This window comes from Candidatus Hartigia pinicola (assembly GCA_020541205.1).
Lineage (GTDB): Bacteria > Pseudomonadota > Gammaproteobacteria > Enterobacterales > Enterobacteriaceae > Hartigia > Hartigia pinicola.
Window position 1 is genome coordinate 600,533 of the sequence record CP048208.1, and the last position, 14,778, is coordinate 615,310.

2 protein-coding genes are annotated in these 14,778 nt (G+C 22.6%); one reads left to right on the forward strand and one right to left on the reverse strand.

Annotated elements, in window-relative coordinates; genetic code table 11:
- Positions 1-2,595: 2,595 nt before the first annotated feature.
- Positions 2,596-3,675: a murein hydrolase activator NlpD gene (gene nlpD, locus GFV14_RS01260; RefSeq protein ID WP_457914532.1), complete on the forward strand. Its 1,080-nt coding sequence runs from the start codon at positions 2,596-2,598 to the stop codon at positions 3,673-3,675.
- Positions 3,676-10,705: 7,030 nt separating this feature from the next.
- On the opposite strand, the gene GFV14_RS01265 is transcribed toward nlpD, so the two are convergent.
- The gene (locus GFV14_RS01265; protein ID WP_457914533.1) at positions 10,706-11,035 is read right to left on the reverse strand and encodes a TusE/DsrC/DsvC family sulfur relay protein; all 330 of its coding nucleotides are present in this window, start codon (positions 11,033-11,035) and stop codon (positions 10,706-10,708) included.
- Between the last annotated feature and the right edge of the window lie 3,743 nt (positions 11,036-14,778).

The window sequence follows — 14,778 nt, forward strand, 5'->3', positions numbered from 1 at the left end:
TAAATTATTTTAATATAGTATAAAATACATAAATGAATTCAAGAAAAATTAAGAAAATTTATAGAAAACTAAAATAATAACTATGCTTATAAAAGAGATTTTAGTGCAATTACATTAATATAGAATGTAAAATGTGTGTTTGTTAAATACTCTATCGCAAGTTCCGCGAGAATATTTTTTAGATAAAGAATTTTCTTATAAAGCTTATGCAAATATTTATTGTATTTATAGGTTTTGGGTAAATTGTTTCTTAGTTTTAGATTTTTGTGCAAAAGAGAAATCTCATTTTAATAAGATATCAAGATTAAATTTTTGCAATTTGGACAAAATCTAATTATGAAATAGCAGTGTTAACGTATTAAGTTTATCACATGCTTCAGTTTTAAGAGTGAAAAGTTTCTCGTAGTCGATAAAGCGTCGTTTAAAAGAAATTAATTTACATATTGTTTTAACACCTCATAGTAATAGCTATTTAAAACGGTAGCCTCAAAATCTTTTAACATTATTATAGTTGACAGCTTTTATCCACCAAGGTTTCTAAACAATTCTGTTAGAAATTGAAAGATAATAGAAATTTATTTCATCTATTAAAAATAAAGAACAGGTACTAAAGTTAATTACCTGATAAAAAGGTAATTATTACTCCAATGTTATAAAAAGTTTATTTTTTATCATTTATTTTAGGAGATTTAACTTAAATTTAGTAAAACTCATTAATAGATTTTTCTTTATGTTATTTGAAGCATAAATGTTTATTCAAAATATTTTTTAAAGATTATTCTGCTAGATATTTTGATAGTATATAAATTTTATAGACACTGATTTTAGTGTAAAATACTTTAATAAATTAATAATGAGTGAATGTTCTTGGGAAAGATATACACTGAAACTAGTAAATATATATTAAGTGTTTTTACACCATTGTATATTTTCTAAAAACAGATAACACATAGGATGTGTAGTTACCCAATAATTGTCTTAGAGAGTGATTATATTATGCTAAATATTGGAAATAAAAATTATTAGGAATCAAGTTCAATTTTATAAAGTGGCACTATAACATAGTTTCTAAAATTCATGTTTGTGTTGTTTGAAACGTTAATATAAATTTTGTGAAATTTAATAAGTAAAGTGTTTAAAATATAGATAAGATTTGTCAAAATCCATAATACGAGTAAGGAAAATCTTAAAATTAAAGATGTATCGTTGCAGATATTAATAGTTAAAATTATTTAATGTTAGTCAAGATAAGAAATTTTAAAAAATCAACACATGCTAAGATAGTTTTTAGTTTAAATAAAAATCACTAATCTACATTAAGAGTGCTTATGTAATTTATAATTGTATGAGTCAAAAAAATTTTCAGGCAGTATGTATTATAATACTAATAGTAATTATCTAGATTGTGTAATGTAAAATCTGTAAGATTTGTTAACACACTGTCTTAATCTCTTAAAGATTTATTTGTTTTTATTATATAAAAAGATTTTACATAAGTTATAATTTGAAGATTTATAAAATCTGTGGGAAACAGTGCGTTTAGAATATTACACTTCTTACTGATAAATATAAACTAAAAATTAGTAAAATGAGTATATACTCTTTATTTTTATATTGTATTATCTCGGTTATTTTAATATTTAAGATAATAAAGTATATTTTGTATTTAATATAACTTTATATATTAAAATGGAGTGTATAATAATTAAATGTTCTTTAATCTTAAGTCAGTATCATAATAAAATAGTATAATATCCATTATAAATAAAGTATAGAGATATTTCATATGTCATATTTCAAGACTTAAGACGTACTCTATTGATTTACAATAGCTTGAAATTAACTTGTATTCTAGATAATAAGAACATTAACTAGATAATAGAACTGTTTTCAGAATTTTATTTTGTAAAATAAAAATAATAATTTGATGATCTAAAATATTTATATCAATTAAATGACATTATAAAAATTAATTAATTTTAATAATTGTATGTTTAAAAAAAGCATTTATGTTCATTCTAACATGTTTGTATTATTTGGTTTAATGTTACTCTTATCTTGGTTGCATTAATGTCAATACAATTGTTGACAATTTATTTAATGTGAAGCTTACTTGGATTATTATTAATAATATTATTATAATATTATTAAAATAATAAAAGCGTCTATCTGATAATAGCACAAGCTTACTTGTGTGATTTCTGGCATTGATAATTATATTTTATTATAAAATTGATATATAAACAACATTAAAATAGATTGAATGATTATATTAAAATTCTAGCTTTTAGTATGAAAATTTTTCTTTTAGTTATTAACGCAATATTAAAAATATTATAATATAGTGTTTCTTGTTACACAGTAATATTGTGATGAAATTCATTGTTTTAGCTTATTAAGGTCAGCTTAAACAGAGTTCATATTGTTATTTTTAGTTCTAGATCAGTTAATTATAAAGTAGCGAAGATTAAACATGATATTTACTAAACTAATATAAATTCAGTTAGACTGCCATTAAGCCATAATTTTAAATGATTATATTTCATATGACTGTATTTATGATGTCCTGAATCTGTCTTTAGAGGAAGAAGAGGTATGAAAATTATCAGCCTAATAATCAGAATTCGATGGGCGGTGATCTTTTTATTTAATAATCCATTCTTGTCTGCTTGTTCGACTCCATATTATAGAGTAGCTACAATTTCAAGTGTATATGAAAGTCAAGGAATTCCTATAAACCAACATATAGTTAAAAAAAGAGCAACACTTATTTCTAACACAAGGACTGTTCCATTGGCTTCTCCACTTAGTACGTTATCAAACTCAAAATCCTCTATTCATAGTTCGATAACTATAGATTCAACTAAGCGAAATCGTATTATCTATCACCGTGATTATGATAGAATTCCTAAAGCAAGTTATCATAGAACCACTTACACCGTAAAACATGGTGATACTTTATTCTATATTGCTTATATCACTGGCAATAATTTCCGTGAGTTAGCATCTAATAACAAGCTCTCTGAACCTTATAGATTACATGTCGGGCAAATATTACATATTGATAATAAAAATAAAATATCTAGAAAAGAATTGATATTAAATTCATTGAATAGTAATCAGCGCTTAGTTGATCTTCGAAAAACTAATAAATATACTCAAAATTTAATAGGGCACAATTCAGTTAAAATTTTAATAAATAATAAAAACCCTATAACGCAGTCTGCTAAGATGACAAGAAAGCAGATAGATTCTACAATTTCTAATAAAGTACAACACAGAAAAAATAGCTCATCAATCAAATGGTGTTGGCCAGCTCAAGGAAAAATAATAGAAAGTTTTTCTAATTCTCAAGGTGGGAATAAAGGTTTTGATCTTTCTGGTTTACGAGGCCAGTCTATATTTGCTTCTGCTCCAGGAAAGGTTGTGTATGCAGGAAATGCATTGCGTGGATATGGAAATCTTGTAATTATAAAACATAATAATGATTATTTAAGTGCGTATGCACATAATGATACTTTACTTGTGCATGATCAACAGAGGGTTAATGGTGGACAAAAAATAGCCACTATGGGTAAAACAGGTTCAAGTTTAATTAAGCTACATTTTGAAATTCGTTATAAAGGAAAATCAGTGAACCCCTTACTGTACTTACCGAAACGACATAACGGGTAGGATATTTTGATATTTTATACTTATTGCCAAGAATAACAGTATCGCTAATAAGTGAAGATTCGCTAAAAATTATGAATTATATAATACTTTAGATAAAGTAAGGTATATAATACTTTTAATGAACTCTAGTTTAAATAAGGGAGTAAGATTTTTAAATTAAATAATGATATGAATTTATTCTGAATATTGTTTAAATTTATTTTAGTATAATGTACACTATACACTCCTAGTCATTCAGAAAAATTGTTTCATGGTAGTATTAAGTAATATAGTAATATAAGTCTATGAATGTATTACAGTAAATATGTTTTAATGATTGCATTTACTATTATAACCGAGACTCATACTATCTGTTGCTATATGTATATTTTCACAAATTTTAATATTTATTATTAACTTACGTAAGTATTTAGTGAATAATCTAGATTATACATCTAATACTGAAAATTTTCTGAATAGTTATATAATTTAGTGAAGACATTCATTCAATGTTTGTCTCAAACAACTATCGCATATTTATTGATGTATTTATTATAGTTGATTTAGAAATTTTTTTTTGAAGTATTGATTGATAAGAAATAATCTCTCTTAGAGATTGTAATTAAAGTTATTAGTTTAATAAAATATAGTAATATAATTGTTTGAATTCAATCACAAGCGAGTATATTATATTCAGACTTGTATATTAGTTATCAAACTGAGTTTTTAAGAAAATCTGTTAAATATTATCTTAAATTCTAAAAGGTGAAATCATATGTATATAAATAAATGAAAATTAAAAGATATTTTATATGATATAAATTTCTTGTGAGAATTATAATTTTAATATGTTAAAATTTTTAATTAAAAGTGTAAGATATTTCATTTTAAATAAGTGTATTGTAATTCATGTAACATCATTGTAAATAATGGCTGTTAAAGTTTTTTTATGACAAATATAATTTAATATCGATTACAAAATGTTAATTTTTAAAAAAATTCTCTCAGGTTTAATTAATGTCACTATATTTATAAAAAATGAATAAAGATATAATGATTTTAAATAATTAGGCGGTAAATTCTTTTTGATAATTTTCTCTGAAATTTTATTTATAATGTTTTATATATAAATATTACATATATTGTACTGAAATAAAAAAAGATTTAGTAATAAAATTAATTTTAATATATTTTAAAATGTTACATTTTTATTTTTATTTATCGATATATATTGAAATATATTTATTTCAAGTATGTTTATGCACTTTTTATGTATTAAAAATAAAGTATTTGGTAAAATGAACATGCTGATAAATATTGGTCTAAGTTAATGTATTGTATATTGCACTTTTCACTTTGGAAAATCATCGTCAGGAATATTGGTAATCTTTAATAGATACAGTGTTCAAAAATGAAAATTTTTAGAGTTGATATTACAAATAGTTTTAAATGTCAATATTAATTTGTAGTTATCAATGTGTAAAGTATAAAATATAAATATAATTTATAAAACGACTCTCATACTAATAAAATATTGTTAGTACAAAATTTACATTTAATGGTAAACATTTAAGTTTAACTTCATATAATTACAGTTTCTAAAGAGATGTTAGTAAAAAACTTTGAGATCATTAAATAGTATAAAATAATTTTTATGCATAAAGTATGAGTTAGCTCATGGTGATTATACAAAAGTATAATATATTTGTACTTTATATATTACATGCTAAGATCTATTTTTAAAAAAGTTTAATGTAATAAATTACATATTTTAATATGACTTTTTTTAAAGTATTTTTTGTTTAACTAATATTAGGTTATTTAGTAAGATTTTACTGAATACGGGATAACTATAAAAAGATATCAAGACCTGTTATGAGTGTCATGGATAATGATATCTGGTTAGCAATACTTTATTTGAAAAATTTTATTTTAAAATAATTGTTATAATAAGTATAATTACAATTAATATTACATTAATAATGTAGTTATTTTTGTTGTTTCAATTGAATATGTGTGAATTTAAATAGAGTATTGTATGATTTGTAAGATTTACGTTAAAGATTACAATTGTAAATAAAAAATTTTTTAATATACTATTTTATTTAATATTTCTATTAATTATGTATATAGTATATAAATTATTTTATAGATCTTAATCATAAGTCGTAATTCATAGCATTACTTATTCTAATTCTTCTTTTTGAAAAATATAAACAATCTAGTATTGATTAAGAAATTAAAGTATTCAAATTCATTATATTTAACATTTTTAGTAAAGTAAAATTTTCTTTTCTAAGAAGATTTTATGGATTATTAACTCTTAGAAAAGTACGATGCAAGTTCATTACTTTCTCTTTCTAAGCACTTTTTAGTTACATTATCTATAAATTTAATTTATTGTAAATGTTAACTTTTCTTTTTTAAGCGTCATGTTAATTTACAGTCATGACTAGAAAATAATATTATAGATTTAATACAATTTATTATATTTTCAGCGTAAGCCAAATACGTAAGAGATAATCATAAATTAATATTACCCTTTGATTAATTTAATTTTTTAATACTAACTGAGATTTAGTATCGTTGTGTTAGATGTTAATTACTTCAGTTATCTCTGTAATAAAAATTACAAAACCTGCATTAAATTGTTTGAGATATTAACGTACATAAATGTATTTAATAGAGCTCATGTTAACTTAAGATAAAGTTCTTTAATGTATATATTTATTTTTCTGATTATCTTTAAATAACAATAACTAGTCATCTATGCCGTGTAACACTACAAAGGATTAGAAATCAATGTTGAATTTTTATATTTTCTTAAAAATAGTACGTCTTGTGTTAATTATATACGACTAATCTTTTAATTTTGAGTATAGGTGTGACGTAATATCCCAGTGCGTTTTGTAAGATTGTTGAATACATCTAACTCAGCTCAAATTTTTATACTAGTTTTTTAATTAGCTAAATACGGTAATAGTTCAACAATTATTTATTATAAAATAATTTTATGTGTAAAGTATGTGCATTTTTTTAATTTATATAATGAATTAAAACTATAGTACTGTGATCATGGACTAATTTGAATAAAAATAACTATATGTGATATTGTATTGATTCTCAGTGTTTTTTTGGGTAACTGTTAGTCTCATTGAGACAGTATTCTGTTTTATCATCAAGTACTTGTTATTTATTTATCTTAGTATTATAGTCTAAAACAATAATCATTATTATGATTTCATAGCAGAAAAGTTTTAATAGTATGATGTGTAAATAAATTTTTTATTTTATAAAATAATATGATATGTGTTTATAAATTTTTCAATATTCAATTTTAATTTCATTAAGAATTAAAGAATATTGTAATATTACGCTATATATAAGTATGTTCTCATAGGTTAGTAGAGCATGATCTAGATAAGTTAATATTTCATTTAAGTTGTGCGTTGAGTCTAATAATTATTGTAATGTAAATCTACATTCTTGTAATACAGTGATTGTTTTTAGTGTTTGAAAGGGAGCGGTCAGATAACGAATGAAATTACGTAGTTAATGCTGAATATATAACTTATTATTGCACTGACCGATTGATTCAAAGTTAACAAGAGCGTATTGTTTATTTCAATAAATAAATTTTGAGTTATCTGTAAGTGACGATAAGTTTTTTCATTGAGTATTATGTTATTTGTTTATTTTAATAAAGTATGTAAGAATATTTGTTGTTGCAGTATAGAAAATGTTGTTTGTATATCTTGTAGTAGAAAATCTGTTAATCATAATATTTGCTTTATTTTTTCTGAACTAAAGTTAACGAAGCTTTTAGTATCACATTAAAAACTGAATTTTTATTTAAAATTTAAATTTCTATAAAGATCCGTCGGTAAAATCTTGACTGTGTTTGATTTAATAGATGTTTTTAAAAGTTTTAGGACAAAGTAATTTGAATGGGACGAATGTGTTGTAGGTGTACTGATAGTACTTATTTTTTGTTCATTTATAATAAAAGCATTTAGAAAGATAGGTTTATAATGACAAAATGTAGATTTATACTTTTGATATACAATAGAGAGTGAAATATTCTATTATTCATTTTATCATGCTTTATTAGCAATAGTGCCTGATATAAGAATATAAACGTTTCCGTATTTTATAAAATTTTTTATTTGTAGTGTTAGGTGATTATTTGTAAGTTTCTATAAATTGTTTAAATTATATTAATTTTACTAAAGAGTTTAGCAAAAAATATGAAAGATATGATATTAATATAACATTAACTTATTATTTCTTTTGTTTTACAAAGGCATAAATTAATAATTAAGAGCATTTAGTATAATTAAGAAAAACTCATAAAATTAATTATATAATAAAATAAAGTATCTTCTGAATATTATATTTTAATTATTAAATTTTTTGTATTATAGGTATATTAAATTTTTACAGTTATTTTTGAGTTATAGCGTTATAATATTTATTTCTTTGATTTATCGTTTTCTTTAAATTTTACTATTTCTTAATGATATTGATACCCTACAGATCTTAAAATAGTATACTTCCGTTAGACATTAAAATAATAATAGGTATCAATACGTTTCGTATTATTTATGTATAAATAATATAAAGTGTTTAGAATGAACTTATTCAAGCCTTTAGTTTTATATAATTTTCAGATAAAAATTATCTATTATTGGTATTCATAGTAGGAAATAGAACTGATTTTTTTCAAAGTAATATTATGATATAAAAAATAAATCTTATTTAAAGCAATTAATTTTGTAGACAAAATTAATTAATAGGTTTAATTATTATGAATAAAAATTACTAAATGTTTTAGGTTAAGTGACAAATAAAAACCGTGTGAAACAAGATAAAATAATACTAAGAAATATATTATATATTCAAAAAAAAGAAGGTAGACATAAAAGATTATATATAATGAACTCATGCATTCTCATTTATCTAAAATCAAACTTAGCCATGCAGATGAATATTTTATTTCACATAAACAGCATTACTTATTTTAATAAAATATTTTAACGCATGTGCGATACATGTAAAGAAATATAAGATATTAATAAATTATTTTATAATGTAAATTATATATACGAATTTCTTGAACACTCATGAAATCAGCGAACGTTTTTAGTATTGTTATTTAGTGGTATAGAGTATAGACAGGATTTATATCTTTTAATTATAGATAATGTAACTTTTCAAATATTATGCAGTTATAACATGCTATTTTTAATTAATATTAAAAAGTAGTTAGTAACACGGTGTTTCACAACAGTTTTTTTTTGGAAAAAGATTTTCCATTCGGCTCATTTTTTTGATTAAAAGTATTTCCTGTGGAGTTAGCTAAGTGAATTTGAAAGTATTAAAATGCAATAATATATTAAGGTAGGCTCTGATTTTATTTGAAGGGAAAAGATATAACAATATTTCATAAGATAACAATACTTATCATGTATTGTTCTATACGCTTGATACAGTAAGTTACTATTATCATGTTATGCAAACCATTCTTGCTATAAATTTATAAACAATTATCTATCTTTTAGATATCAAAGTGATGATATTTAATCTACCTACTGTAGTATCTCGTTTAGTTATTTATCGATTGTCTTTTTTATAACCGAAGCGTGTGAATGGCTCTCATGATAATGTTATAGGCTTTTCTATTAACCGTATTTTATTGTTAGCCTGCTTTAAGTAGATAGATCAAGTTTACTAAATACATATATTACACTAAAACTAAGAAATGAAATTAATAGCAAAGCCTATAACATTATTATGAGAGCCATTCACACGCTTCGGTTATTGAATAATATGCTGAACGATCTAACGATATAGCATGTAAATGAGATTTAGTTGAGTCAGTTATAACTAGACATATTTTATGAATATTACTTTTAAGAATTCATTAATATGTCATAGAAATAAGTTTACGTTATAATTACGACGAGCGAAGACTATCTTGAGTGTCTTATAAAAATATGATAATTTTTTATTTATTTTGTTAAAATCAGAATATATAAAAATAATGTCAGTTAATAACTATATTATACATGAATGTTTTGTTTTTTAGAAATTCAGATCATCACTGTTCTTCGCGATGTTAATGTATATCACGCATGTTGTGCATTGCTATGATATCCTAACAATTCTGTGCGCGAGATATATTTATTAGTGATATTTTAGAAATTCTACAATCTATTATTATGTCACACTTTGAAATAAAGTATTCAAAAACAGTGCTCACTTTATTAGTATGGCGTATGAAATATAATTTTTAAGATTTATAACAAGTACGACTCAGAATATCAGAATAAATTGCATTATCATTGATTTAAAAAGTATTAATGAATCACGAGGATTTCACTCGAAAAACAATAATTCCGGTCAAAATATTTTAGAATCAAAAAAATATTATATCAATATTTGAAGTGTATCTTTTCTGTACTTTCAATAAATATTGGACAAGATTATATATAGAAAGGTACTTTAATAGCTTTAAAGTATATAACAATTATTAAGATACTAATAATATAGTATATGGATAGCAATTCTATAAATAAAAATATTTTTAAATGGTATAGATCGTATTCGAGTTACAATCATTGAGATAGTAGAATATAATAAAATGTATATTTTCAGTCTGCATTAACAAAAATAGATTTTTTTATCGTACTTACATAGCGATTATCTAGTATGCATACTTTAAAATACAAAAACATGAAAAGTAGTTAAGTGGCTACCTCAAGTTTGTCAATTGAGCACTTAATTTCTTGCTCTTATATAGAAAAATTGAATAAATTCTGAGAACTCACTACGGAATAATATGTTTTGAATGAATATTAATAAATAGCTTATTAAATAGAAACATTTTTCTATAAAGAATTTAATCAGATTACATTGATAGGTAGTTATATAAATAATTAGTATTATTAGTGATTATGCTAAGCTATTAAAGATACAATTATATTAGTATAATATATAAATAAAGCACGTAGTAGATTTTTTGTTTATTATTGATTTATTATTTAATATATTAAATACATTTTACTGGTTTTGGTAATCCAGCAAGTTTTGCCGCTTGTTTTGCAGGACCTGTAGGGAATAACCGGTATAAGTATCGACTATTTCCTTTGTTATCTCCAAACTGATCTAAAACCCCTTTTACAAGCATGCGAATAGTAGGTGATGTATTGAACGTTTGATAAAAAGAACGAACAAAATAAATAATTTCTAGATGTTCATTTGTTAGAATAATATTTTCTTCCTTTGCAAGGAGGGGAACAAGATCTTCGTGCCATTGATGGCTATTGATGAGGTAGCCTTGAGAATCAGTCTTAATTTCTTTATCATTAAAAAATAACATAGTCACTACATCTAAAATAAAATTTAAATTTAACAAAGAATTAGGCAATCAATGAAGCTATCTATGATAGATATTTATAGTGCTCTTTCTTACAATTAGGAGTCAAGTGACTGCAGAATACGTTTTTTATATATATATTTATACTTTCTTATAATGTTTATGTAACCTTAAGATTAGATCTACTTTGATAGCAGTAAATCTGTATTTTGTTTATCTGAAATAGCTTAACTGTATAATATTTCTTTATTAATAAAATATTTTTAAAAATTTTCGATTTTTACTCTACACAGAATATTTTAAATTTTATATTATCAAGATTACAACACTTTTATTGAAACAATGAATAAACACTTATCATTATAGTGATTCATCATTGTGAATTTTGCATGAAGATTTGTCAAGTAGGTAATAGTAATATTAGTAATGATATTTGTTTATATTTTTTTATTTGAGATTTTTATAGCATAAAGTTTATATAGTTTTATATGAAATAAGATACTAAATATTTAATTGATAAACTAAAAATGGTTATTTTTTATTGCTAATAGTTTTTATATTTTTAAAGTATGCTGTACTAGATAATTGTTATGCAAGCTTGAGAAGACATCTATTCTTGTAAGTGAATACTAAAAATATATATTGTATTATGTGTCATTATCTCGGTAATTTTAGCTCACATACGATTTATACTATTTAAAATATTTTTACTGATATAATTACTATCTTTTTCTATATTTAAGCATGCTAGTGATTCTATATACTTTAAAGCTATTCAGATGCTTTTCTTATGTATAAGTTTGTCTATTATTTATTGTAATTTCAGAGAAGAAACACTAAAAATATTTAATGTAATATTTTTTTGATTCTAGAATATATTGACTGGAATCATTGTTTTGCGAGTGCAATTCTCGTGATTCATTAATACTTTTCGAATCAATGATAATGCAATTTATTCTGATATTCTGAGTCGTACTTGTTATAAATCTTAAAAATTATATTTTACACGCCTATGCTAATAAAGTGAGTACTATTTTTGAATACTTTTTTCAAAGTGTGACATAATAATAGATTCTAGAATTTCTAAAATATCACTAATAAATATATTTCGCATACAGAGTTGTTAGGATATCATAGCAATGCACAATATGCGTGATATATATTCATATCTTGAAGATCAATGATAGTGTTAATTTCCAAAAAAAACAAAAATTTCATGTATAATATAGTTATTAACTGATGCTATTATTATAGATTGTTTTAATTTTAAGAGAATAAATAAAATCATCATGTTTTCATAAGACACTCGATATGTTTTTAAATCGTGCTGATTATAACATAAACTTATCTCTATGAGATGTTAGTGAATTTTCGAAAGTAAAGATATAGGTAATTTTTAGTTACAACTTACCAAAATAGATCTGATCTGTATTCTATGTCATCAGATTATTTCGTACATTATTCGGTATTTTTTCGAAAGTATGATGAATAAATATTAAAAGCACATAGTCAATTTGAATATTCTTTTTATGGCAGTTCATAATAAAAAATTTTAATATTATTGTTAAATATATATTTTATAAACATTATTAAAATTTTATTTTTTTATTCTTAGTGATTATACTAAATTTAGTAATATTTTTTATACTGTTCTGAGAGTCAATATCATAAATAACTTATGTGAAGTTATTTTGATTGAGAAAATGGTTCAACTCTTTACTCAAGTATTTGTCAGAAATATTGACGGTTTATTTTCAGCAACGATCATGGACTTCATGTAATTGTACCTAAAAGTTTTATTATTTTAATTGTTATCAATTGTTTTTATTAAGATGTGGGTTTTATGCTTAAGATAGTGTCATTTTTAATATAATTAAGGATGTTTCTGAGTATTTCATCTTTTTTTTAGTATAGCCTATTAAGATTTCATGAATTTTTAACATGAATTTGATAACCACCTTTCTTACGTCATAAACATAAAATATTGTAATCTGTGAATTCATTAAAAAGTTGATAATCGTAATATATTGATACATAAAATTGACTTTATACAATATTTTATTATTTAAAATGTTACAGTAGTTTTATTCATGACGATAAAAGATATTAGGAGAAATAGTATTTGATTTACTCTAAAGTTATTTGACTTTGTCTTCTTAATTCTCATTGTGCATTAGCTCATATACTACAGTACAATATAGTATTTCTATGTTTTTAAGTGAACTTGATCTAAAAGCATAAATATACTTATGTAATTTACAGTGACTGTAGTATCAAAGTCTTCTAGACAAATTAGGCTTGTTTATGATCATGTCTAGTTATTTTTGCATTGTGCAGTTTTTACTGAGAAGTTTATGCTTGCATAGTACTGAAATAATATTATATGTGATGATAACTTGTAATCTTAATTTTCAATTGGTTATTGTAAATTATATTACAGTTTGATAATATATTAATATGATTCATAATCATATTAGTCAGTCATATTTAAGTATATTTAACATATATCTTTAGATATTGCATGAAAGAGTTTTATAAAAGAGTTTAAAATATTTGATAGTATTAACTTGAAGTTAAAGATAAAGAGTGTTGTATTATTTAGTTTTAGCGTAGGTTTTCTTAAAACTTATTTATTTAGCGCGATACAATAAATATATGCATTACAATTCAGCTGATGAGCTAAAAGTTAATATTAAGTTTTTGGTTGTTTAATTACATTAAAAGTAATATTTTATTTCTCTTGATTATTTGCATCTTAAGATCGCCAAGCAATGGGGTTCAAGTCAAATTAATGTACTTATGCTTAATATACAATTTGATCAAAACTTATTTACTTACGATTTATTAATATAATAGTATAATTTGTTAGGTAAGATTATTAAATAGTTCTTTTCAAAATCAACGATAATAAAGTGATAATTCAACAGTATCTTAAAATGCATTTTATTGAGAACTGAATTATATAAGATAAATTAAGCTTAATTTAGTAAATCTATTGTTAAGCACATGTATCTAGTTTTTAGTTGTAGTGATGCAATATTGTCAATGACTAACGATAGATTCTAGAAATTGTATTGTAAATACATCGCTATACTGCATAAAAAATGTACTATTTTTGTGTAAATAATAGGAGTATTATTTGATTTAATGTAATCTTGTTCATTTTTTTTAGCTAGCGCCAGAAGTAACTAATTTACATATAGTTTTGAACAAAATAAAAAATTACTAATCTGTTTTATTGGTGTTTCATAAAGGTATGTATTAAAATTATTAATATTTTTACTAGATCTTATGATAATTTATAATATAATTAATACTATAGCTTGAATTAAAATTTACACCTCAGTAAAGTCAATGTGTATTCTTATAATTATATGATTGTTTTCTTACTGTATTTATTGATGTTTGATTTATGATGTTTTGATATGTATCAAGACAGTAAAAATTTTAAAGGATATTTATGTTTAAAAATGATTAAAGATTTATAGATATAAGAAAAATACAGTTTAGTATTTACAAGTAATTGAATGTATGTTAGACAATATATAATGTTAAGTTATACAGTGAGAATGTACATGTAGAAGATTGAAAATAATTAATGCAATAAAATTTTAATTATTACTCAATTAATTATATGAACTTTTATTCAAGATAAAGTGTGAAGTATTACTAAACAGTGATCAAAGTTTTTATGCTGATTTTATTTAAAATAAATAGTAATTATTCATAACGCTATGTTAGTGTAT